At 71.9% G+C, this 22,428-nt stretch carries 20 protein-coding genes; 8 read left to right on the forward strand and 12 right to left on the reverse strand.

Annotated elements, in window-relative coordinates; all coding sequences use genetic code 11:
• Window positions 1-138 precede the first annotated feature (138 nt).
• A complete protein-coding gene (locus AC5L30_RS13160) occupies window positions 139-429 on the forward strand; it encodes a hypothetical protein (protein WP_494867445.1) in 291 nt (96 codons plus the stop codon).
• A 19-nt stretch (window positions 430-448) separates the two neighbouring features.
• Here AC5L30_RS13160 and AC5L30_RS13165 read toward each other — a convergent pair whose 3' ends face one another.
• The 5 genes from AC5L30_RS13165 to AC5L30_RS13185 all read right to left on the reverse strand — a co-directional run bounded on the left by AC5L30_RS13165 (window position 449) and on the right by AC5L30_RS13185 (window position 8,946).
• Entirely contained in the window at window positions 449-1,858 is a 1,410-nt protein-coding gene (locus AC5L30_RS13165) for a class II fumarate hydratase (RefSeq protein WP_494867447.1), read from the reverse strand.
• 35 nt (window positions 1,859-1,893) lie between these two features.
• Window positions 1,894-4,875: an AfsR/SARP family transcriptional regulator gene (locus AC5L30_RS13170; RefSeq protein ID WP_494867449.1), complete on the reverse strand. Its 2,982-nt coding sequence runs from the start codon at window positions 4,873-4,875 to the stop codon at window positions 1,894-1,896.
• 258 nt (window positions 4,876-5,133) lie between these two features.
• Window positions 5,134-6,801, reverse strand: coding sequence for a fumarate hydratase (locus AC5L30_RS13175; RefSeq protein WP_494867450.1), 1,668 nt, complete (start codon window positions 6,799-6,801; stop codon window positions 5,134-5,136).
• A gap of 125 nt (window positions 6,802-6,926) precedes the next feature.
• Window positions 6,927-8,372 (reverse strand): PQQ-binding-like beta-propeller repeat protein, encoded by a 1,446-nt coding sequence (locus AC5L30_RS13180; protein ID WP_494867672.1) that lies wholly within the window; start codon window positions 8,370-8,372, stop codon window positions 6,927-6,929.
• 70 nt (window positions 8,373-8,442) lie between these two features.
• Complete coding sequence (locus tag AC5L30_RS13185) at window positions 8,443-8,946, reverse strand: Lrp/AsnC family transcriptional regulator (protein WP_494867452.1); 504 nt, start codon at window positions 8,944-8,946, stop codon at window positions 8,443-8,445.
• Between the two features lie 139 nt (window positions 8,947-9,085).
• Between AC5L30_RS13185 and hppD the strand changes: the two genes are divergently transcribed.
• The 6 genes from hppD to AC5L30_RS13215 all read left to right on the forward strand — a co-directional run bounded on the left by hppD (window position 9,086) and on the right by AC5L30_RS13215 (window position 15,060).
• Window positions 9,086-10,291, forward strand: a complete 1,206-nt coding sequence (gene hppD / locus AC5L30_RS13190) for a 4-hydroxyphenylpyruvate dioxygenase (protein WP_112588126.1) — start codon at window positions 9,086-9,088, stop codon at window positions 10,289-10,291.
• Between the two features lie 11 nt (window positions 10,292-10,302).
• Complete coding sequence (locus AC5L30_RS13195) at window positions 10,303-11,004, forward strand: RDD family protein (protein ID WP_494867453.1); 702 nt, start codon at window positions 10,303-10,305, stop codon at window positions 11,002-11,004.
• Between the two features lie 236 nt (window positions 11,005-11,240).
• A complete protein-coding gene (locus AC5L30_RS13200) occupies window positions 11,241-12,227 on the forward strand; it encodes an RDD family protein (RefSeq protein ID WP_494867455.1) in 987 nt (328 codons plus the stop codon).
• Window positions 12,224-13,327, forward strand: a complete 1,104-nt coding sequence (hisC, locus tag AC5L30_RS13205; protein WP_494867457.1) for a histidinol-phosphate transaminase — start codon at window positions 12,224-12,226, stop codon at window positions 13,325-13,327. The genes AC5L30_RS13200 and hisC overlap by 4 nt, the downstream gene beginning before the upstream one ends.
• A 127-nt stretch (window positions 13,328-13,454) precedes the next feature.
• The gene (locus AC5L30_RS13210; RefSeq protein ID WP_494867459.1) at window positions 13,455-14,009 is read left to right on the forward strand and encodes a hypothetical protein; all 555 of its coding nucleotides are present in this window, start codon (window positions 13,455-13,457) and stop codon (window positions 14,007-14,009) included.
• Between the two features lie 127 nt (window positions 14,010-14,136).
• Entirely contained in the window at window positions 14,137-15,060 is a 924-nt protein-coding gene (locus AC5L30_RS13215; protein ID WP_494867461.1) for a hypothetical protein, read from the forward strand.
• A 70-nt stretch (window positions 15,061-15,130) separates the two neighbouring features.
• On the opposite strand, the gene AC5L30_RS13220 is transcribed toward AC5L30_RS13215, so the two are convergent.
• The 6 genes from AC5L30_RS13220 to AC5L30_RS13245 form a co-directional block, all read right to left on the reverse strand.
• A complete protein-coding gene (locus AC5L30_RS13220; protein ID WP_494867462.1) occupies window positions 15,131-15,490 on the reverse strand; it encodes an LPXTG cell wall anchor domain-containing protein in 360 nt (119 codons plus the stop codon).
• Window positions 15,491-15,591: 101 nt separating this feature from the next.
• On the reverse strand, window positions 15,592-16,848 hold the full coding sequence (locus tag AC5L30_RS13225) for an outer membrane protein assembly factor BamB family protein (RefSeq protein ID WP_494867463.1): 1,257 nt from the start codon (window positions 16,846-16,848) through the stop codon (window positions 15,592-15,594).
• Window positions 16,849-16,928: 80 nt separating this feature from the next.
• On the reverse strand, window positions 16,929-17,411 hold the full coding sequence (locus AC5L30_RS13230) for an SRPBCC family protein (protein ID WP_494867464.1): 483 nt from the start codon (window positions 17,409-17,411) through the stop codon (window positions 16,929-16,931).
• A gap of 144 nt (window positions 17,412-17,555) precedes the next feature.
• Complete coding sequence (locus AC5L30_RS13235) at window positions 17,556-17,765, reverse strand: DUF397 domain-containing protein (RefSeq protein ID WP_030327888.1); 210 nt, start codon at window positions 17,763-17,765, stop codon at window positions 17,556-17,558.
• A gap of 175 nt (window positions 17,766-17,940) precedes the next feature.
• Window positions 17,941-19,137: a fumarylacetoacetase gene (gene fahA, locus AC5L30_RS13240; RefSeq protein WP_494867466.1), complete on the reverse strand. Its 1,197-nt coding sequence runs from the start codon at window positions 19,135-19,137 to the stop codon at window positions 17,941-17,943.
• Window positions 19,134-20,003 (reverse strand): hypothetical protein, encoded by an 870-nt coding sequence (locus AC5L30_RS13245; protein ID WP_494867467.1) that lies wholly within the window; start codon window positions 20,001-20,003, stop codon window positions 19,134-19,136. The genes fahA and AC5L30_RS13245 overlap by 4 nt, the downstream gene beginning before the upstream one ends.
• A gap of 94 nt (window positions 20,004-20,097) precedes the next feature.
• On the opposite strand from AC5L30_RS13245, the gene AC5L30_RS13250 reads away from it, so the two are divergent.
• Entirely contained in the window at window positions 20,098-21,264 is a 1,167-nt protein-coding gene (locus tag AC5L30_RS13250) for a homogentisate 1,2-dioxygenase (protein WP_494867468.1), read from the forward strand.
• 125 nt (window positions 21,265-21,389) lie between these two features.
• On the opposite strand, the gene AC5L30_RS13255 is transcribed toward AC5L30_RS13250, so the two are convergent.
• Window positions 21,390-22,418, reverse strand: coding sequence for a tetratricopeptide repeat protein (locus tag AC5L30_RS13255; RefSeq protein WP_494867470.1), 1,029 nt, complete (start codon window positions 22,416-22,418; stop codon window positions 21,390-21,392).
• Between the last annotated feature and the right edge of the window lie 10 nt (window positions 22,419-22,428).

The raw sequence follows: 22,428 nt of genomic DNA on the forward strand, positions 1-22,428 counted from the left end.
AAAGAGTGGGGTCCTGGCGTGCGGACGCCACTCCATCCAGGATCGAGCGCGATCTTGGGGCAGCCCGGCCCGGGGCGAGCGGGGGGGCGTGGTGATGCCGATGCCACAAACGATTCAGGTCGAAAGGAAGGCCGCCGCATGTCCCGGACCACCCCGGCCGGCCGCGCCACGACTCCACGTCGACCGCATCTGCCGCTTCGCCCGCTCTGGCTCTGCCGGGTCTGCGCGGCGCCCTGGCCGTGCCCGGTCGCCCGACTCACCCTGCGCCGGGAGTACGCGCACGACCGCATCGGATTGAGCGTCTACCTGTGCACCGTCCTGCACGAGGCGGCTGCCGACCTGTACCGGCTCAACCCACACGACGGCCCGGACCCCGCCGCGCTCTTCACCCGTTTCCTCGGCTGGGCGAGACCACGGCACCTACCCTGACCAGGGCAGGCGAGCCGGGTCAGGGGTGGGTCATCCGGAGCAGGTCCAACGTCTCGTCGAGCTGGGTCTCGGTGAGCTTGCCGGAGTCGACGTGCCCCCGGGAGATCACCACCTCACGGATCGAGGTCTGCTTGGCCAGCGCCTCCTTGGCGATCGACGCGGCCTCGTCGTACCCCAGGTAGCGGTTGAGTGGGGTGACGATCGACGGTGAACCCTCGGCGTACGCCAGGCAGACCTCGGCGTCCGCGACCAGGCCGGCCACCAGCCGGTCGGCGAAGAGCCGGCTCACCGCCGAGAGCAGCCGGATCGACTCCAACAGGTTGCGACCCATCACGGGGAGCATCACGTTCAGCTCGAAGTCGCCCTGCGAGCCGGCGAACCCGACCGTCGCGTCGTTGCCGATCACCTGGGCGCAGACCTGCCGCATCGCCTCGGCGACCACCGGGTTGACCTTGCCCGGCATGATCGACGAGCCGGGCTGGAGGTCGGGGATGCGCAGCTCACGCAGACCGGCGCGGGGGCCGGAACCCATCCAGCGGATGTCGTTGGCGATCTTGTAGAGGCCGACAGCGACCGTCCGCAACTGCCCCGAGGTCTCCACCAGCGCGTCCCGCGCGCCCTGCGCCTCGAAGTGGTTACGCGCCTCGCTCAGCGGCAACCCGGTCGACTCGCGCAGCTTGTCGATCACGGCGGCGGCGAAGCCGAGCGGGGTGTTGATCCCGGTGCCGACGGCGGTGCCGCCCAGCGGCAGCTCGGCCAGTCGGGGCAGCGCGCCCTCCAGCCGTTCGATCCCGTAGCGCACCTGGGCGGCGTACCCGCCGAACTCCTGGCCGAGGGTGACCGGCGTGGCGTCCATCAGGTGGGTACGCCCGGCCTTGACCACCGTCTCGAACTCCGCGGCCTTGGCCTCCAGCGCGGCCGCCAAATGCGCCAGCGACGGCAGCAGGTCCTCCACGATGAACTGGGTGGCCGCCAGGTGGATCGAGGACGGGAAGACGTCGTTGCTCGACTGGGAGGCGTTGACATGATCGTTCGGGTGTACCGGTGAGCCCAGCTCACGGCTCGCCAGGGTGGCGATCACCTCGTTGGTGTTCATGTTCGACGACGTGCCTGAGCCGGTCTGGAAAACGTCCACCGGGAACTGGTCGTCGTAACCGCCGTCGGCCACGTGCGCGGCGGCGGCGGCGATGGCGGCGGCCACGTTGGCGTCGATCACGCCCAGCTCGCCGTTGACCTCGGCCGCCGCGCCCTTGATCTGGGCGAGAGCCTTGATCTGGGCCGGTTCGAGACCTCGGCCGGAAATCGGGAAATTTTGCACCGCACGCTGGGTCTGCGCCCGCCACAGCGCCTCGGCGGGCACCTCCACCTCGCCCATCGAGTCGCGTTCGATGCGGTAACCGGTCGCCTCTGGAGTCGTCACGCGTACCATCCTGCCGCGCCCGTGGCGGACTCGCAGATGATCCGTCAGCCCAACTCGGTGAGCAGCCGTTCCACCTCGTGTCGGTCCGGCGACTCAATCTCTCGGAACAACGCCAGCGCCTGCTCCAGGTGCACGCGGGCCGCCGTCGGATCCGTGGCCCGTACGCAGCGGGCGACGCCCTCCAACGCCCGGGCCTTCTCGTAGCGGGCACCGAGCCGACTGGCGTCGGCGAGCACCCGACGGTGCAGGTCGAGCGCGCTGGCCACGTCCCCCTGCTCCAGGATCGCCCGGGCCAGCAGGTTACGGGAGGCACACTGGCCGATGCGGTCGCCGGCGTCGACCATCGCCACCATCGCTTCCCGATGCAGTGCGGCGGCGCGGTCCGGCTGTCCGGCGACGCGTTCCATCACGGCGAGCTCGTTGAGCACCTCGCCCTCGCCGAACCGGTTGCCGCCCAGCCGTTTGAGGTACAGGGCCACCCGCAGCAGACGGCGGGCCGGGCCCAGGTCACCCATCCGGTGCCGGACCATGGCGAGATGCCCGATCGCGTTGTTGGTCTGCCGGAGGTCCCTCGTCTCCCGGGCCAGCAGGAGGTGCAGCCGAGCCAGGCGCAACGCCTCGTCGTACCGACCCCAGCCGATCAGGGTGTAGGACAGGTTGTTCAACAAATTGCTCAGCGCGTCTGCGTCCTCCCGACCGCGGATCAGGCCGAGCGCCTCGTCGAACTTCGCCTCAGCCTGCCGAAGTTCCCCGTTCGCGGCGTACGAGACGCCCAGGTTCCAGAGCGTGGTGAGCACATCGCCGCGTAACCCGACGCGGCGGCGCAGACTGAGCGCCATCTCCATCGCTCTGATCGCCTCCGGGAGCCGGGCCAGTCGGAAGTACGCCGAGGAGACGTAGTTCAACATCGTGGCGATAGCCGCCTCGTCACCCAGCCGCTCGGCAACACGAAGCCCGATCGTGTGGGTCTCGATCAGCTCATCGAGATGCCCGCCGTCGAAGTTGGGCCGCCAGCAGGCCCGGGCCAACTGCCAGCACTGAACCGGAAAGCCCTCCTCCTCGGCCACCCGGACCAGGGCGGTGAGACCAGCGTGGTTCTCCTCGAACCACGCCCGCCCCTCGAACACCGGGGCGGCCAGCAGATCGGGTCGGCCGGGCGTGTGCGCGGGGATGCTCCGGCGACTGCCCGCCGCCTCGATCATCCGGGCGATCGCCAACGTGACGGACAGGTGATGGTCCAGCAGCCGCTCCAGAGCGGCTCGGCGGTCCGACTGCCGTTCTGGCGCAGCAAGCAGCAGCCGGGCGTACTCGCGGAGCAGATCGTGTAGCCGGTACCGACCGGGCTGCACCTCCTCCACCAGGTGGGCGTCGACCAGCTCATCCAGCAGTTCCTGGGTGTCGGCCAGCGGCAGCCCGGCGAGGGCCGCGGCCACCCGACTGTCCAGGCGTCCGCCCGGGTACAGGCCGAGAAGCGGGAACAGCCGCTGCGCCGACGGTGAGATCTGCGCGTACGACAGCGCGAACGCCTGCCCAACCGAACGTTGCCCCGCCGTCAGCTCGGCCAGCGGACCCGCCCCGGCGACCAGCCGCTCGGCGAGGTCGGCGACCTGCCAGCGAGGTCGGTGCGCCAGCCGCGCACCGGCCAGCCGGATGGCGAGCGGTAGATGGCCGCAGCGGCGCGCCACCTCGGCCGCGGCCTCCGGTTCGGCAGCGATCCGCTCCATGCCGGCCACCCGACCGAGCATCTCGATCGCCTCGTCGGCGTCGAGGACCGGCAGTGACGACGGCCGGCCCTCGTCGAGCCCGACCAGCCGACGACGACTGGTGATGAGCACCAGGCAGTGCGGGCCGTTGGGCAGCAGCGGTGCCACCTGGTCGGCGCTGGCGGCGTTGTCCAGCACCACCAGAGCCCGCCGGCCGGCCAGCTCGATTCGCCAGAGCGCCAGCCGGTCGTCCAGGTTTTCCGGCACCCGCTCGGCCGGCACACCGAGCTGACGGAGCAGGGCCGCCACGGCGGTTGCCGGTGTCAACGGCCGACGTTCGCTGTGCCCGTGCAGGTCGATGAAGAGCTGGGCGTCGGGATAGCGGTCGGCGAGCGCGCTGGCGACGTGTACGGCAAGCGTGGTCTTGCCACTCCCCGGCATTCCGTCGACCACCTGGATCCGGGTGCCGTCCTCCTCGATTTCCTTGACCAGGCGGGCCACCGTCTCCTGCCGACCGATGAAGTCCCCGATCGCCCGGGGTAGCGAGCGGACCGCGCCGGCGGGTCCGGCCGGTCGGCCGGCCAGGGCCAGATCGCCCGCGAGCACCCGCTGGTGCAGCTCCTGCAATTCGACTCCGGGTTCGATGCCCAGCTCGTCGGCGTAGATCCGCCGGCCCTCGCGGTAGACGGCGAGCGCGTCGGCCTGCCGCCCGACCGAGGAGAGCGCCAGCATCAGTTGGCCTCGCAGGCGCTCCCGCAACGGATGCCGGTCGACGCTCTCCGCCAGCTCCTCGATCAGCTCGGCCGCCTGACCAAGGCGCAGCTCGACGTCGACGCACTCCTCCAACGCGGTGAGGCGTTGCTCGTCGAACGCCTGCGCGCGACGGCGGACGCTCCGGCTCGGGATGCCACCGAGTGTCGGCCCCCGCCACAGCGCCAGCGCGGCGCGGAATCCGGTACGCGCCTCGGCCAGCCGACCGGCGACGGCCAGGGCGCGGGCCCCCTCCACGCCCCGGGTGAAGACCTCGGCGTCCAGGTCGTTCGGTGCGGTACGCACGCCGTACCCGGCCGGGTCGGTGACGATGAGCTCCGGTGCCAGCCCGAGTTCGGTGAACCGGCGGCGCAACCGCGACACGCAGGTCTGCAACTGGGCCCGGGCGGTGGCTGGGGGGTTGTCCTCCCACACCGCGTCGACCAGTTCGTCGACCGGCACGAGCCGGCCGGACCGCAACAACAGCATGGCGAGCACGATCCGGTCGCGTCCCGCGGTGACAGTGGACTCGCCACCGCCCACCCGCAGGGGCCCCAGGATCCCGAACCGCATCTGCTCTCCCCGTCAGTGGTGCAACCTCCAGCAGAGTAGTCCGGTGGTAACAGATCGCCTCGGTCAGGCGAGAGTGATCTGAGAGCGGATCGACAGCGGTGCGCAGCACACTCGATCCGGGTTGTCGGTGACGGCATCCGACGGGGGCGGTGCGCCCGTCCCACCCCAGCGGGGTGGGCGTACCGATGTCGGCGAAGCACGGACGACAGGACGGGCGCCGGGCGATTTCGCCCGGCGCCCGTTCGCGTACCGGTCAGGTCAGCGGCGGCCGACGGTGAGCACCGGCTTGGTGACCTCGGCGAAGAAGTCGTTGCCCTTGTCGTCTACCACGATGAACGCGGGGAAGTCCTCCACCTCGATTTTCCAGACCGCCTCCATGCCCAGCTCCGCGTATTCGAGCACCTCGACGTGCTTGATGCAGTCCTGGGCGAGGCGGGCCGCGGGGCCACCGATCGAGCCGAGGTAGAAGCCGCCGTGCTGCTGGCAGGAGCGGGTCACCTGACCCGAACGGTTGCCCTTGGCCAGCATCACCTGCGAGCCGCCGGCGGCCTGGAACTTCTCCACGTAGGCGTCCATCCGGCCGGCGGTGGTCGGGCCGAACGAGCCGGACGCGTACCCCTCGGGGGTCTTCGCCGGGCCGGCGTAGTAGACCGCGTGGTCACGCAGGTACTGCGGCATCGGCTCACCGGCGTCCAACCGCTCGGCGATCTTGGCGTGTGCGATGTCCCGGGCGACCACGAGTGGCCCGGAGAGCGAGAGGCGCGTCTTCACCGGGTACTTCGACAGCTCGGCGCGGATCTCGTTCATCGGCCGGTTGAGGTCGACCCGGACGACCAGCTCGGCGTCGAGCGAATCGTCGGTGACGTCGGGCAGGAACCGCGCCGGGTCGGTTTCGAGCCGTTCCAGCCACACGCCCGACGGGGTGATCTTCGCGACGGCCTGGCGGTCCGCCGAGCAGGAGACGGCGATCGCCACCGGGCAGGACGCGCCGTGCCGGGGCAACCGGACCACCCGTACGTCGTGGCAGAAGTACCGCCCACCGAACTGCGCGCCGATGCCGAAGTTGCGGGTCAGCTCCAGCACCTCCGCCTCCAGCTCCAGGTCGCGGAAGCCGTGCGCGCTCATCGAGCCCGAGGTCGGCAGCGCGTCGAGGTACTTGGCGCTGGCGTACTTCGCGGTCTTCAGCGCGTACTCGGCGGAGGTGCCGCCGATGACGATGGCCAGGTGGTACGGCGGGCAGGCGGCGGTGCCGATCAGCCGCAGCTTCTCCTCCAGAAACTGCATCATCCGCACCGGGTTGAGCAGCGCCTTCGTCTCCTGGTAGAGGTACGACTTGTTGGCCGAGCCGCCGCCCTTCGCCATGAACAGGAACTTGTACGCGTCGGGGTGCCCGTCCGGGTCCTCGGCGTACAGCTCCACCTGGGCGGGCAGGTTGCTGCCGGTGTTCCGCTCGTCCCACATGGTCAGTGGGGCGAGCTGCGAGTAGCGCAGGTTGAGCTTGGTGTACGCCTGGTAGACCCCGCGGGAGATGGCCTCCGCGTCGGCGCCGTCGGTCAGCACGTGCCGACCGCGTTTGCCCATCACGATGGCGGTGCCGGTGTCCTGGCACATCGGCAGGACACCGCCGGCGGCGATGTTGGCGTTGCGCAGCAGATCCAGCGCGACGAACCGGTCGTTCGGCGAGGCGGCCGGGTCGTCGATGATCGCCCGAAGCTGCGCCAGGTGCGCAGGGCGCAGGAAGTGCGCGATGTCGTGCATCGCCTCGGCGGTCAGCGCGGTGAGCGCGGCCGGCTCCACGGTGAGGAACCGGCGGCCTCCCGGGCCGTGTACGACGTCCACGCCCTCGTCGGTGACCAGGCGATAGTCCGTCTGATCCGGGCCGGTCGGCAGCAGAGGGGCGTACGAGAATGCGGCGGCACTGCTCATGAGCGGCAAGCCTAGGGCAGACCGGTCGATCACTCCCACCCGCCGGGCGGGTCCTGGGACGCCGCTCTCATCCACCATGCCTGCCGGGCTCGGCGGTCGTCCGGAACATCGGGCGAACCGCCCGCTCAGCCGTCCTTGCCGACGCCCGGGTCGGGGCAGAGTTCCCCCTTCGGCCCGCAGTCGCCGTTGTTCGGCCCGCCGGGGCCGGTGCTGCCCGGTCCGGGATTCCCACCGTTGCCGGGCGGGCGGGTGGGCGAGTTTCCGGACGCGCCGAAGCGGACGTAGCCGATCTCCCGCCCCTCGCCGATGATCATGCCTTGCGACCCGACGGCGAGGGCGTTCGCCGACGTGCGCAGGGCGGCCAGCTCCCGGCCGGTGCGCGGGTCCAGTGCCGCCAGCCGGGACGGCTTCTCGTCGGCCACCACGGCCGCGTACGGGGTGAGCGCGGCCCCGGCCTTGCCGCTGGCCTGTCGCGTCCAGAGGACCTTCTCGGTGCCCAGCTCACGGGCGACCACCGAGCGCTTGTCGGCGGCCCGGAACACCGCCGCGCGGTCGTCGACCGCGATCAACTTGGTGCCCGGCTCACCGACCCAGAGCAGCCGTCCGTCGTACCCGTCGAGCACCGCCTCCCGGCCGTCCGGGGCGACGCCGATCAGCACGTTCCGCGCACCCTGCGGGTCCTCGCGTTGCACGCAGCCGGCGGAGTCGGCGGTGCGCAGGTTGATGCCGGCCCGCTGCCAGGCCTCCTGCCCGGTCGCCGAGTCCCGGGCGGAGATGGCGAAGTAACAGGTGCCGTCCTGGGAGCGGGCGGCGATGTGCAGCAGCCGGCCGCCCACCACGGAGAGCCGTTCGTCCCGGGCCGGCTCGACGTTCTGCAACACCCGGCCGGTGGCGGTGTCGACCACGTGGACCCGACCGTCGACCGGGAAGCCGAGCAGCGGTGGCGCGGCCTCCGCTCCGGCCACACCGTCGTCGATCCGGGTGGCGGTGAGCCGGCGGGTGCCGCGCAGACCCGGGTTGTCGGCGAGCAGACCGCTGTGCACCCCGGGCAGGAAGGCCGTCCAGAGCGGCGCGGTGCCACGCGGGTCCCAGGCGCTCAGGGTGCAGTCGGTGGCGTCCGTGCACCGGGCGTCGAGGAGCAAATTGCGGTACGTCCAGACGGCCACCGCGTCATCGTCACGTCGCCGGGTCACCCCGGTCGTCGGGTCGAGCAGCTCGTACCCCTTGACCAGGAGTTTGCCCACGGCCACGACCGGGTCGCGGTCGCCACCGGCGACCGCCGCCCAGTCCGCCTTGCGCTCCCAGAGTTGGGCGCCGGTGGCCAGGCTGCGAGCCTCGACCCGGGTGCGCTGCTCGACCACGACGGCGTCGCCGGCGATGGTCACGCTGCGCGGAGTGCCGCCGACCCGTTCCTGCCAGACCACGTCGGGCTCGGAGATGGGTTCACTGCGGTCCACCCAGTCCCAGAGGCCGGGGAACGGGTTCCACACGCCGGTCGCGGCGAGCGCGACGACCACGGCGAGGCCGAGCAGCAGCCCACCGCGCACGCTCCCCTTCGCCACACCGCACACCGTAGCCACGATCACGGATCTTCCGTACGCCCGCGCCGCCGTGTCGTCGCGCTTTCTGGGCTTGCAGGTGTTACAGCGTCCTTCCGTCGGCCCGAACAGCGCTGCGCACCAACGGCAGCGTGCGGTAAGGGATCTGCTCGGCCAACGCGATGATCGTCGAGGCCCGGGTGATCCCGGCGGACGAGACGATCTGGTCGATGACCCGTTGCAGGTCGGTGTTGGAGCGGGCCACGATCCGGCAGAGCAGGTCGCTGGAGCCGGTGATGGTGTGCGCCTCCAGCACCTCGGGGATGGCGGCGAGGTGGGCGGTGACCGGGTCGTGGCCGTGCCGCTGGCTGATCTCCAGGGTGACGAAGCTGGTCACCCCGAACCCGATCGCGGCCGGCGCGATCTCGGGGCCGAAGCCCTCGATGACCCGCCGCTCGATGAGCTTGTCCAGCCTCGCCTGCACGGTGCCCCGGGCCACCCCGAGCCGCCGGGAGCACTCCAGCACCCCGATCCGCGGCTCCTCGGCGAGCAGTTCGATCAAGCGAACGTCGAGCGCGTCGAGCTGTACATTCTGCTCACCATTCATGCGTGTAGACCATACCGAATGCGCAACCTGACCAGCACTTCTGGCAACAGTTGCCCACCCGATGCCGGGGCAGCGATCCTCGCCACAAGAACCGACCACGGCGGCCCACAAGGCCGGCCGGTACGCGAGGGAGCCCACCATGACCCAGGCGATCGACCGACCCCAGTCGACCGAGGACGTCGACGTCGACCGGCTCGTCGGCGCTGTCGACCACGACATCAGCCACGACCCGTTCCCGGTTCGGGGCCTCGACCACGTGCACTTCCTGGTCGGTAACGCCAAGCAGGCCGCCCATTACTACTCCACCGCCTTCGGCATGACCTGCGTGGCGTACCGCGGCCCCGAGCAGGGCTACCGGGACCACGCCCAGTACGTGCTGACCAGCGGCTCGGCCCGGTTCGTGCTGACCGGCGCGGTGCGCCCGGACGCCGAGGGCGCCGAGCACGTGGCCCGGCACAGCGACGGGATCAGCGACATCGCGCTGGAGGTCCCGAACGTGGACGCCGCGTACGCGCACGCCATCGCGCAGGGCGCCGCCAGCGTCGTCGAGCCGCACGAGGTGACCGACGAGCACGGCACGGTCCGGATGGCCGCCATCGCCGCGTACGGCGACACCCGGCACACGCTGGTCGACCGGTCCCGCTACACCGGCCCGTTCCTGCCCGGCTTCGTGGCCCGGGGCCCGATCGTGGACCGCCAGCCGATGATCGACGCCGGCATCCAGCCGAAGCGCTTCTTCCAGGCCGTCGACCACGTGGTCGGCAACGTGGAGCTGGGCCGGATGGACGAGTGGGTCGAGTTCTACAAGCGGGTGATGGGCTTCTCCAACATGGCGGAGTTCGTCGGCGACGACATCGCCACCGACTACTCGGCGCTGATGAGCAAGGTCGTGGCGAACGGCACCCGCAAGGTGAAGTTCCCGCTCAACGAGCCGGCGATCGCCCGCAAGAAGTCCCAGATCGACGAGTACCTGGAGTTCTACCAGGGCCCGGGCGCGCAGCACATCGCCGTCGCCACCAACGACATCCTGGCCAGCGTCGACGCGATGCGCGCCGCCGGTGTGGATTTCCTGGACACCCCGGACTCGTACTACGACGACCCGGAGCTGCGCGAGCGGATCGGCAAGGTGCGGGTGCCGATCGAGGAGCTGAAGGCCCGCAAGATCCTGGTCGACCGGGACGAGGACGGCTACCTGCTCCAGATCTTCACCAAGCCGGTGCAGGACCGCCCCACGGTCTTCTTCGAGCTGATCGAGCGGCACGGCTCGCTGGGCTTCGGCAAGGGCAACTTCAAGGCGCTCTTCCAGGCGATCGAGCGGGAGCAGGAAGCCCGCGGCAACCTGTAACACTTGCGAGCGTGACGCAACCTCCGTCGTACCCGACGCCGCCGATCGGTGGGCCCCAACCCACCATCGGCGGCGTCGCGCCGCAACCCGGCCCACATCCCCACGGGTACGCCGCGCCGCCGCAGTACGCCCCACCCGGGTACGCCCCGCCGCAGTTCTATGGCGGACCACCGCGACCGGCGTTCCCGCCCCCGACGCTGACCCCGGGCGGACAGCCGCTGGCCAGCTTCAGCGATCGACTACTGGCCATGTTGCTCGACGCCGCTGTCTTCATGGTGGTCGGCCTGGTGCTGTCGGTGCCCGCGGCGATCATCTTCCTCGTTGTCGTTGCGCCCGACATCACGGTGTCCGCGTCGGACGGCTCGCTCGGCGAGGTCGACTTCGTTCGCGACCTCCTGCTGCCCCTGCTCTGGCTCGACCTGGGGATCATCGCGATATCGCTCGTGCTCGCGTACGTCTACTACGTCGAGATGATGTTCAAGACCGGCCAGACCTTCGGCAAGAAGATGATGAACCTGCGGATCGTGCCGCTGGATCCGACGCGCTCCCTCGACCGCCGGGCCGCCGCGAAGCGGTTCCTGGTGCAACAGCTCTCTGGCTTCCTGCCGGGGCTGAGCTACCTGGACGGGTTGTGGCAGCTCTGGGACAAGCCGTGGCAGCAGTGCCTCCATGACAAGTTCGCCGGGACAGTCGTCGTTAAGGTGTCCCAGTGAGCGAGCGCAGCGAGCGAACCAGCAGGCTCAGTAGCGGGGCGCCTCGCGCCGTCGCGCAGCGAAGCGGAGCGACGGCGTGAGCGAGCGCAGCGAGCGAACCAGCAGGCTCAGTAGCGGGGCGCCTCGCGCCGTCGCGCAGCGAAGCGGAGCGACGGCGTGAGCGAGCGCAGCGAGCGAACCAGCAGGCTCAGTAGCGGGGCGCCTCGCGCCGTCGCGCAGCGAAGCGGAGCGACGGCGTGAGCGTTCAACCTGGTTGGTACGTCGACCCCGCCGACACCGAGACCCGGCGTTACTGGGACGGCGAGGGTTGGCTCGGTGCGCCCATTCCCGTCGACGCGACCCCGCCGGACGGTCCGCCGCCGCCCGAGCCGCCGCCCGCGCCGGTCACCCCGGCCGCGCCCGCGGCGTCGGCGACCCCCGACTCGGCGACCGGCGCGCCGGCCTGGTCTCCGCAGCAGGGCCCACCCCCGGGTTACGGCCCACAACCGGGACACGGCCCGGGTTGGGGACCGCAGGCCGGCCCGCCCGGCTGGGGTCCACCGGGCGGTTCGCCCGGCTGGGCGCCTCCGGGCAGCCCTCCCGGCTGGCCGCCTCCGGCCGGTCACCCCGGCTGGCCGGGACGACCGCCCGAGCCGCGCCCGCACGGCCTCAGGCTGGCCGGCTACGGCCGCAGGTTCGTCGCCCGGCTGATCGACTTCGGCCTCGTCTTCGCGCTGAACGTGGTCGTCAACGGCTGGTTCGTCTGGCGCTGGGCGCAGGAGTGGGCACCGTACTGGCAGGAGGTCTTCCGCCGCGCGGCGCGCGGCGACACCTCCGCCGACGGCCTGCCGATGCCCGGTGAGCAGGCCGGGTCCCTGCTGGTGGCGATCCTGCTGATCGCCACCGCGCTCTGGCTGGCGTACGAGGTGCCGACCATGGCCTCCGGCGGGCAGACCATCGGCAAGCGGGTGATGCGGATCCGGGCGGTGCCGATGACCGCCGACCAACCGCTGGGCGTCCGCCGGGCACTGAGCCGGTGGAGCACCCTGGGCCTGCCCACTCTGCTCTGGTACTGCGCCGGGCTCGGCCTGGTGCTGCAACTGGTCGATGCTCTCTCCCCCCTCTTCGACCACCCTCTGCGCCAGGCGCTGCACGACAAGCGCGCGCAGACGGTGGTCGTCGAGGTCCCCTACCGCACCGATTCCGCCCCCTCGAACGACCAGCCCCCGGGAGACACCCCATGACCGACTCAGGACGTCACCAGCCGGCGCTGCGGCTGACCCGCGTCGACCTGGACGCGCTGCCCAGCTACGTGCCGGGGCGCAGCCCCGCCGACCTGGCCCGCGAGTTGGGCCTGCCGGAGGCCATCAAGCTGGCCAGCAACGAGGTGCCGTACGGGCCGCTGCCCGGCGTGGTGGAGGCGGTCACCGAGGCGATCACCACCTCGCACCGCTACCCGGACATGGGTGTGGTCGCGCTGCGCGACGCGCTGGCCCAGCGGTACGGCGTGGACGCCGACCGGATCGCCACCGGCTGCGGTTCGGTGGCGCTCGCCGAGCACCTGGTGCGGGCCACCTGCCTGCCCGGCGACGAGGTGCTCTACTCGTGGCGGTCGTTCGAGGCGTACCCGATCATCGTGGCGACCAGCGGCGCGACCAGCGTGCGGGTGCCCAACGACGCCGGGCACGGGCACGACCTGGCGGCGATGGCCGCGGCGGTGACCGACCGGACCCGGGTCATCTTCGTCTGCAACCCGAACAACCCCACGGGTACGGCGCTGCGCCGGACCGAGCTGGACCGGTTCCTCGACGCGGTGCCGGACGACGTGCTCGTGGTGATTGACGAGGCGTACCGGGAGTTCGTCACCGACGCGGAGGTGCCGGACGGTCTCGACTACCTGGACCGACCCAACGTGGCGGTGCTGCGCACGCTGTCGAAGGCGTGGGGGCTCGCCGGGTTGCGAATGGGCTGGCTGGTTGCCCAGCCGGTGGTGGCCGCCGCCATCCGCAAGGTGGCGACCCCGTTCTCCAGCAGCACGGCAGCCCAGGCCGGCGCGCTCGCCGCGCTGACCCAGGCGACGGAGATGGAGCGCCGCTGCGCCCTGGTCGTCGCCGAGCGGGACCGGGTCACCGAGGCGCTGCGTAAGTTCGTGCCCGAGGTGCCGACGAGCCAGGCCAACTTCGTCTGGCTGCCGCTGGGCGAGCGGGCGGTGGCATTCGGCAAGGCGTGCGAGGCGCGTGGGGTGATCGTCCGGCCCTTCGCCGGGGACGGGGTCCGGGTCACCATCGGCACCCCGGCCGAGAACGACGCGTTCCTGGCTTCGGCCGAGGCCGCGCTGGCCTGAGCCGCACTTCAACCATGAACTAAGGGCCGTTTGTCCGACTTTGCGTGCTTTGTGCCTTATCTTCCGAAGTAGCCGATTGTGTCGAGGACTCACACCGGCTCACTTCGAGAAAACGGGGTAACGAACAGTGCGCACTGCCAAGATCTGTCTGGCCGGGGCTGCCGCCGCGGCGATGGTGGGCTTCCTCGCCGCTCCGGCCGCCGCCGCGCCCACCGACACCACCGACACCACGTTCGAGGTGCTCGCCGGCACCCTAGACATCGTCGCGCCGGCCACCGCCGACCTCGGTGACGGCGCCCCCGGTGGCGTCATCACCGGCCAGCTCGGCGTGGTGACGGTCACCGACTCCCGAGGCGCAGCCGACGCCTCCTGGGTCGCCTCGGTGACCGCGAGTGTCTTCCAGACCGGCGGCGGCTCACCGCCCGAGACGGTCCTCCCCGAGGAGATCGACTACTGGTCCGGCCCGGCAACGGCGGTCACCGGCAACGGCACCTTCACGCCGGGGCAGGCCACCGCCGGCGACGCCCAGCCGCTGTCCAGCGTCACCCCGCTCACCGCGTTCACCCACAGCGGCGGCACCGGGGGCAACAGCGCCAGCTGGAACCCCACCCTGGAAGTCAACGTCCCGCTGGACAGCATCGCGGGCGTCTACAGCGGCACGGTGACACATTCGGTGGCGTAGCCGCCGGGGGCGGTCGACCATCGCTGTCGCCCTCGCCCTGTTCTGCCTCGCCGGTCCGGGTCTGTCGACCCGGGCCGGCGCGGTCGAACCGGAAGCGGGATCGGATGACGGCACCATCGGTATCCGGTTGCTGGAAGCACCGACCGAGCGCCGCACCGATCCCCGGGCGCTGCGCTACATCGTCGACCACCTACCGCCGGGCACCACCATCAAGCGGCAACTGCTGATCGTCAACCGCACCGACCAGACCCGTCGGGTCGACGTGTACCCGGCGGCCGCGACCCTCGAGGATGCGGCGTTCCGCTTCGGCGAGGGTCGCGCCGAGAACGAGCTGGCCTCCTGGGTCACCCTCGACGAGCGCTCGGTGCAGTTGGGACCGTGGGGCGAGACCCGGGTCCGAGCGACCATCACCGTGCCGCCGACCGCCTCCCGGGGCGAGCGGTACGGGGTGGTCTGGGCGTCCACCGCCTCGACCCCCCGGGCCGGCGGCGAGATCATGCAGGTCCACCGGGTCGGGGTCCGGATGTACCTCGACGTCGGGCCCGGTGGCGAACCCGCTTCCGACTTCTCGATCGGTGAGGTACGCCCGGCCCGCAGCCCAGAGGGCGAACCGTCGCTGACCGTCCAGGTCAGCAACACCGGAGGCCGCGCCATCGACCTGACCGGCGCGGTCACCCTGTCCGACGGCCCGGCCGGCAGTCGGGCCGGCCCGTTCCCGGTCGGGCAGGGCGTCACGCTGGCACCGGGCGCGTCCGGGCAGGTCATCGCCCGACTCCCGACCACGTTGCCGAACGGCCCTTGGAAGGCGGAGGTGAACCTGGAGAGCGGCCTGGTGAAGCGGAGCATCACCGCGCAGGTCACCTTCCCCGACGCCGGTCAGGTCGGCAAACGGGGCAACGTCGTCTCCCGGATCCTCTCCTGGTGGACCGTGACGGCGGCCGTCGTGGGCCTGCTGCTGATCGTCGGCCTCGCCATGCTGGCCCGCCGTTCCCGTCGGTCCGGTCGACCTCCCACCGGCAGTCCGAGGGAGCGCATCCCGGCCAGCCGTTGACCCCGAGCGGCAAACCGGCCGACGGTCACCGGGCCGGGCCCGTCAGCCCTGCCGGCTCTGGCCGGGTCCGTCAGCTCGGCCGTCTCCGGCGGGCGGCGAACCACCCGACGATGATCAGGGCTGCGCCCAGCACGGCGAGCAGCAGTGCCGACCCGCCCGACCCGGTGACCGGCAACTCACCATGGCTGGGTGTGGGTTGGGGTGGTGCGGTCGGCGTGGACGTGGGTGGCGGCTGGGTAGGGGGCGGGGTCGGCGACGCCGGCAGGATCTCGAAGGTCACGCCGGTGTCCGCCGACGGCTCGGCCCGGGCGACGCTGAACCCGCGCGCCGCTGCCGGGTCGGCGGCCAGCACCGGCGACACCGCCAACGCCAGGCTCGCGGCGGCGGCGAGCGCGCCACCCGCGAGGTGGTTGGCTGCTGTCCTGGCCATGCGCCGACCCCTTCCACCGGAAACCTGAACCGTGAAAAACGTACCCTTTCATGACAAAGGGAATGGAACGGTTGGGTGTTAGGAGGGCGAAGACGCCACGATCAGGTGGCGGCCAGGATCACCGCCTCGCCCGTGTAGTAGTAACGCCGGTCGTCGCCAGTCGGGTCGACCGGCTTGCGGAGCCGCTCGACCGCGACGAACCCGTCCTCGGCCGTCACCGCCCCCGGTGCCCAGCCGGTTCCATCCGAGCCGACGTTGAGCGCGAAGCGGGACAACTGCCGCCCGGTCGCCGGATCCAGCGTCACCAGGTCGTTCGTCTCGGTCAGCAGGTGCACCCGGCCAGGCTGCCCGGCCAGCACCCGGGCCGTAACCAGGCTTGTGGACCGCCACAGCTCGGTGCCCGTACGCGCCGACCGACCCACCACGACCCCGTCGAGTACGGCGACCGACTGCTCACCGACCAGCGCGGCGCCAGCCGGATCCAGCGCGGGGGCGGCGACCGGCGTACCGGTACCCAACAGCCAACCCCGACCGCCCTCGTCGCCCGGCCCGGCGGTCCGCAACCCCAGACAGTCCGACCAGCCGGTACGGCAGCCGAGCGGCGTCACCACCAACGCGTCCGGGCCGCCCGGCGGCCGCCAACGCTCCCGCACCGCGCCCGTCGCCGCGTCCCGGAACTCGACAGTGGCCGCCCCGGCGCAGGTGTCCAGACCGATCAACTGCCCGGCGGCGGTGGTGCCGACATCGCTGCGGCACCTGCCCGGCAGATCGACCCGCCACAGCTCCCGACCGCCGCCCAACTCGACCCCACGCGCCTGGACATCCCCGGTCACCACCAGCACGACCCGCCCGTCGGGGAGGTCGGTGAGCTGGAGCCCGGGCGCATCCCAGACGGTCGCCGCCCAGGTCCGCCGCACCAACGCCGTGTTTTCGGCGGGCTTCGGGCCGTCGGTTCGCCAGAGCACCCCGCCCGTCCGGGCGTCGAGTGCGACAAGGTGCCCGTCCGACCAGCGGCTGACCACAGTGCTGCCGCTGGCCACCACCCCGGTCAGCTCCGCCGGCCACCGCCGGTACGACCAGTACGGGCTGGTCCGGTACCGCCCGTCAACCGGCCGGTCGGCGTAGACCTGGCGGTGTGCGGCGTACACCCGCAGCCTGCCGTCGACGATCAACGGGGCGACCGGCAACCGACCGATCACTCCGGCCGCCGGTCGGGCCGGGGCCGGATAGTCGGCCCGCGCCACCGTACTCACCTCTGCCGGCGCGAGGACCCGGTGCACGATGACCGCGACGGCCGCCGTCGCGAGCAGCGTCGCGACCGCGATTACCAGCCGTCGCCGGCCTCTCGGGAACCTCATGCCGCACCTCCGCCCGGCACCCTACCCAGCGGAGAGGGTCGGACCCCGGTCAGGTCACGGCGAGGGGTGCCGGCCCCCGCTCAGGCGGCTTCGACGGAGCCGGTGGACCCGGCCGCGACGGCCAGATCGGCGAGATCACGCCAGAGTGCCGCCTCGACCGCGCGCGCGGCCAGCCCGCCGAGCAGCAGCGCCACCACCCGGCCGTACGGAGCGGTCGGCACCGCCTCCTGGGTGACGGTGATCGCCGTGCAACCCCGACGGCGGCGGCGAACCGGCCGCAGGCTCCAGGTGATCCGATAGTCCGCGCCGGCGCCGGAGGAACAGAGCACCAGTCGCTGCGGCGCGAGCGCCTCCACCACCAGGAACTCCTCGGTCAGCGTGCCGCCCCCCGGCTGGATCCGCTCCTCACGCCAGGAGGTGCCCGGCCCGAACGAACCCGGAGTGAGCACCTCGATCGGGCCGGCGGCGGTCAGCCGGGCCGCGCGGCCGGGCAGGTCGGTCAGCAGACGCCAGACATCGACAGCGTGCGCCTCGATGATCCCGGTAATCGCCACCGTCGACATGCCACCCTCCCGTGTCCCCGACGGTACGCGGAGTGAGGGCCGGACGGGGCCCCCGGGACGGAATTTCCACCACCCGGAGGCCACGTTGTCCGATTGGACGGTCGCTTCGGCACCGGTCGTCGTCGACCGGTGCCGAAGCGCCGGTCAGCGCTCGAAGCGACCGGCCCGAATCGCGCCGATGAACGCTGTCCACCCCGGCGGGCTGACCGCGAGTGTGGGACCGGCCTGGTCCTTGGAGTCGCGGACCCCGACCAGACCATGGACATCAACCAGGTTGTCCGCCACTTCCACGCAGAGCCCCTGGTCGTTTGAGCGGCTGCTGGTCCGCCAGACCGCGCCCGCAAGATCGTGCATCGTCGTTACCTCCGTGTGCGTCGGGATGCCCCACCGCTGCCGGCCGGTTAGAGCCCGGCTCGGATTGCGCGGTGTGGCAACGGAATCCGGACGATCAACGGGTCAACCAGGGCCGGTGATCGCACAGCCGGTGCGATCACGGGTCCCGTGCACGAGACGGATGGCGGGTGCCCGCTCAGCGGGCCGGACGAACCGTGCCGGATACCTCACCGAGGGCGATGGTGGTGCCGTCCGGGCCGGGTGCGGTGGCGGTGATGGTCACCGTGTCGCCGTCGTTGAGGAAGGTACGGCTCTCGCCGCCCACCTTGACCGGCTCGGCCCCTCCCCAGGTCAGCTCCAGGAAGGATCCGACCTGCCCCCGGTCCGGGCCGGAGACGGTGCCGGAGGCGTACAGGTCGCCGGTACGCAGCGAGGCGCCGTTGACGGTGAGGTGCGCCAACTGCTGGGCGGGAGTCCAGTACATGGTGGCGAACGGGGGCTCGCTGACCTGGTCGCCGTTCCACTCGACCGCCAGCCGGAGGTCCAGACCCAGGTGCGGCACGTCCCGCAGGTAGTCGACCACCGGCGGGTCCTGGTCGGGGGCCGGCACGAACGCGTCGGCGAGCGCGTCCAGCGGTGTCACCCAGGCCGAGACCGAGGTGGCGAACGACTTGCCCAGGAACGGGCCGAGCGGCTGGTACTCCCATGCCTGGATGTCCCGGGCCGACCAGTCGTTGACCAGCACCACCCCGAAGACGTGCTCGGCGAAGTCGTCCCCCGAAACCCGATCGCCCAGCGCGCTGGGCACGCCCACCACGAAGCCGACCTCGGCCTCGATGTCGAGGCGTACCGATGGGCCGGTGACCGGGCCCTCGGCGGAGGCCCGCTGCCCGGTCGGCCGGGTCACCGGCGTGCCGGAGACGACCACCGTGCCGGCCCGGCCGTGGTAGCCGATCGGCAGGTGCTTCCAGTTGGGCAGCAGCGGCGGCTGGCCGGGGCGGAAGATCTGCCCGACGTTCGCCGCGTGGTGCTCCGAGGAGTAGAAGTCGACGTAGTCGGCCACCTCGATGGGGAGCAGCAGCTCCACGTCGTCGAGGGGCACCAGCAGCGGCTCCACCGCGGTCCGGTGCGCCGGGTCGGTCAGCAGCTCGGTGATCCGCTGCCGCACCGCCGTCCACTGCGGACGACCAAGCGCCATGAAGTCGTTGAGCACGGGCCGGCACAGCGTGCCGGCGGCCAGCACCAGATCGGCGGCCTCCGCCGCGGCGAGGTCGAAGACCCAGGACCCGATCCGTACCCCGATCCGCGACGGACCCCCGTTCTGCCGGAACACCCCGTACGGCAGGTTCGTCACCCCGTACGGCGAACCGTCGGCGCCGGTCACCCAGGTCATGCGTCGTAGCCCCCGTTCACCAGCCCAAGCCGGATCAGATCGGTCAGTGGTTCCAGGATGCTGCACGAGCCGAAGCCCACCCAGAGCGGGCGGGGCCCGTCCAGCCCCGCCGTCGCGCGCTCCACCAGGGGGCGGGGGTCGACCACGGTCAGCAGCTCGGCGACCGAGCGCGGCCCGTCACCGTCGGCGGCGGCCAGGGTGGCGGCCAGCACGTTGGCGTAGCCGTGGTGGGTGAACCCGGTCTCCGGGTCGAGGTGTCGGACCGCCTGGTGCAGCCCGGCGGTGAGCTTGAACGGCAGGCCCCGGTCCCGGCAGGCGCAGATCACCGCGGCCAGCTCGGTCGGGGTGGGGAAGAGTTCGGCGGCCAGGCCGCCGGTGCGGAACTTGGCCGCGATCGGCACCCCGTCGGCCCGCGCGGCGACGAGCGCGTCCAGCGCGCCCATCAGGCCGAAGGTCAGCGGCAGTTCGGCGTAGACGGCCTCCACGCCCGGTAGCGCGTCGGTCAGCCGCAGCAGCTCGGCGATGCCGGGCAGCGGGTCCTCGCCGCGCTTGGCGACCGCCACCTCGACCTGACGCGCAGTGACGCCGTCGGGGGCGAGGAACGAGAGCGCGAACGGCAGGTTCCCGACCCCGGTGTCGCCGATCACGCCGACCACCAGGCCCTCACCCGGGTCGACGAGACCACTCAGCTCACCGGCGGCCACGTCCGAGGCGGGGATCAGCAGCGGGCCGACCAGGTCGGCGTACCAGGCGGCGCGGTGCTGGCGGTGGGCGGCCAGGGCGTCGGGCAGCGCGGCACTGCCGGGCGGGAAGACGGCGGCGTCGTCCACCAGGCCGTCCAGGAGTGCGGGCACCTGCGTTGACACGGAACAAGAATGTACGGGACGCTACGAGGAACGGACAACAGCGTCCGATTATCGGACGCCTTCGGCCGGTGAACGGGACATATCGGGAGGCGAGATGCCGTATTACCGCAGCGTCGGCGAGGTGCCGCGCAAGCGCCACACCCAGTTCCGGCAGCCCGACGGCAGCCTCTACGCCGAGGAGCTGATGGGCCAGGAGGGCTTCTCCTCCGACTCGTCCCTGCTCTACCACCGGCACGCGCCCACCGCGATCCTGGCCGCCGACGAGTTCACCCCGCCCGCGTTCACCCGGGCGCCGAACCTGCCGCTCAAGCCCCGCCACCTGCGCACCCACAAGCTGGACACCGGCGGCTCCGACCCCATCCTCGGCCGGCAGTACCTGCTCGCCAACGACGACGTACGGATCGGGTACGTCCTCGCCGACCGGCCCTCGCCGCTGTTCCGCGACGCCACCGGCGATCACTGCCTCTACGTCGAGTCGGGCACCCTGCGGGTCGAGTCCCCGTTCGGGGTGCTGGACGCGGTCGCCGGCGACTACGTCGTCATCCCCACCTCGACCATTCACCGGCTGGTGCCCACCGGCGACCAGCCCGTTCGGCTGCTCGCCGTCGAGGCGTCCGGGCACATCGGCCCGCCCAAGCGCTACCTCTCCGTACGCGGGCAGTTCCTGGAGCACTCGCCGTACTGCGAGCGGGACGTCCGCGGCCCCGACGCCCCGCTGCTCGTCGACGGCGAGGAGGTCGAGGTGCTGGTCCGGCACCGGCGCGGATGGACCCGCTACGTCTACGCGCACCACCCGTTCGACGTGGTCGGCTGGGACGGGCACCTCTACCCGTGGGCGTTCTCCATCCACGACTTCGAGCCGATCACCGGCCGCATTCACCAGCCCCCGCCGGTACACCAGACCTTCCAGGGGCCCAACTTCGTCATCTGCTCGTTCGTGCCCCGCAAGGTCGACTACCACCCGCAGTCGATCCCGGTGCCGTACAACCACCACAACGTCGACTCCGACGAGATGCTCTTCTACACCGGCGGCAACTACGAGGCGCGCCGCGGCTCCGGCATCGAACAGGGCTCGATCTCCCTGCACCCGTCCGGTTTCACCCACGGCCCCCAGCCGGGTGCCGCCGAACGGTCCATCGGCGCGGACTACTTCGACGAACTGGCCGTCATGGTCGACACTTTCCGCCCACTGGATCTCTGCGACGCCGCCGGCGCCTGCGAAGACGAGGGGTACGCCTGGACGTGGGCGCGTTCGGTGTAGTCGCCCTTGGAGGTTTCGCCGGAGCCCACCCGCTCTGGGCGGTCAGGCGTGATCCCGACGCGGGCGGGCTCCGGCGAAACCCCTGACCTGGTCGAGCTGGGCGACGCTGGGGATCTTGTTGGTGGCTAGCGGATCGCGGTTCTGGTGAAGACGGCGAACTCGGCTACCGTCGTCACGGCGATGGCCAGCACCAGGGGCCACGGGGAACCGACCAGGGCGTACACCAGCAGCAGCAACGGCGCGGCGGCCACGGCGTAGATCGCCACGGCCATCGTGCGGTCCGAGTGCAGCAGGGCGGGCAGAACGGTCCGGGTCAGCCCGGGCAGCCGGGCCGCGAGCTGCCAGACGACGATCCCGCCGGTGAGCGCGGCGAGCACCGCCACGATGCGGGAGAACCCGTCACCCGCCGACGCCGCGAACGCGACCAACACCGCCGCCACCAGCGACCAGCCCGCGCCGTAGAGCACCAGGCGGTGCAGCCCGTAGGCGAGGGTCCGCGGCGAGTCGATCCGGCTCGGGCTGACCGTCACCGCCTCGGCGACGTGCTCCAACGCCTCCGACCAGCGGCGCTGCTCTAGCCGCATGACCCCCACGTCGTGACCGACCTCGGCGATTCGCGGGTCGAGCCGCAGCGCCTCCCGGTAGGCCCGCTCGGCCAGGTCGAACAGGTCCAGGCGGGCAGCGACCAGGCTGAGCACCAGGTGCGCCTGCGGCTCCTGCGGGGCCAACTCGACACCGCGCCAGGCCGCGTTCAGCGCCGGCTGACCGTTGCGGGCGCCGGCCAGGATCGCCGCAGCGCTCCGCTGGGCGTACGCGTCGGCCGGGCCGAGGGCGAGGATGCGGTCGCCGGTGCTCGCCGACTCGGTGTAGCGCTCCAGGTCGGCCAGCGCCATGCCCCTGGCGACCAGCGCCGGCAGGGCCTCCGGTGCGGCGGCCACCGCCGTGTCGGCGGCGGTGAGCGCCTCGGCCGGGCGGTCGGCGGCCAGGTGCACCCGGGCCAGCATGGTGAGCGCGTCCACGTCATCCGGCTGGAGGGCCAACCCGTAGGCCAACTCCCCGGCCGCCTCGTCGTAGCGGCCGAGTTCGGCGAGGAGTTGGGCCCGCTGGACGTAGCCGTCGGCGGCGGACTGGTCGGGGGCAGGATCGCTGGACATCGCGGCGAGC

Source organism: Micromonospora sp. BQ32, assembly GCF_059358895.1.

Coding starts and splice junctions, on each gene's coding strand:
- AC5L30_RS13160 (WP_494867445.1), top strand. CDS start 139: ATGTCCCGGACCACCCCGGCCGGCCGCGCCACGACTCCACGTCGACCG.
- AC5L30_RS13165 (WP_494867447.1), bottom strand. CDS start 1,858: ATGGTACGCGTGACGACTCCAGAGGCGACCGGTTACCGCATCGAACGC.
- AC5L30_RS13170 (WP_494867449.1), bottom strand. CDS start 4,875: ATGCGGTTCGGGATCCTGGGGCCCCTGCGGGTGGGCGGTGGCGAGTCC.
- AC5L30_RS13175 (WP_494867450.1), bottom strand. CDS start 6,801: ATGAGCAGTGCCGCCGCATTCTCGTACGCCCCTCTGCTGCCGACCGGC.
- AC5L30_RS13185 (WP_494867452.1), bottom strand. CDS start 8,946: ATGAATGGTGAGCAGAATGTACAGCTCGACGCGCTCGACGTTCGCTTG.
- hppD (WP_112588126.1), top strand. CDS start 9,086: ATGACCCAGGCGATCGACCGACCCCAGTCGACCGAGGACGTCGACGTC.
- hisC (WP_494867457.1), top strand. CDS start 12,224: ATGACCGACTCAGGACGTCACCAGCCGGCGCTGCGGCTGACCCGCGTC.
- AC5L30_RS13220 (WP_494867462.1), bottom strand. CDS start 15,490: ATGGCCAGGACAGCAGCCAACCACCTCGCGGGTGGCGCGCTCGCCGCC.
- AC5L30_RS13225 (WP_494867463.1), bottom strand. CDS start 16,848: ATGAGGTTCCCGAGAGGCCGGCGACGGCTGGTAATCGCGGTCGCGACG.
- AC5L30_RS13230 (WP_494867464.1), bottom strand. CDS start 17,411: ATGTCGACGGTGGCGATTACCGGGATCATCGAGGCGCACGCTGTCGAT.
- AC5L30_RS13235 (WP_030327888.1), bottom strand. CDS start 17,765: ATGCACGATCTTGCGGGCGCGGTCTGGCGGACCAGCAGCCGCTCAAAC.
- fahA (WP_494867466.1), bottom strand. CDS start 19,137: ATGACCTGGGTGACCGGCGCCGACGGTTCGCCGTACGGGGTGACGAAC.
- AC5L30_RS13250 (WP_494867468.1), top strand. CDS start 20,098: ATGCCGTATTACCGCAGCGTCGGCGAGGTGCCGCGCAAGCGCCACACC.
- AC5L30_RS13255 (WP_494867470.1), bottom strand. CDS start 22,418: ATGTCCAGCGATCCTGCCCCCGACCAGTCCGCCGCCGACGGCTACGTC.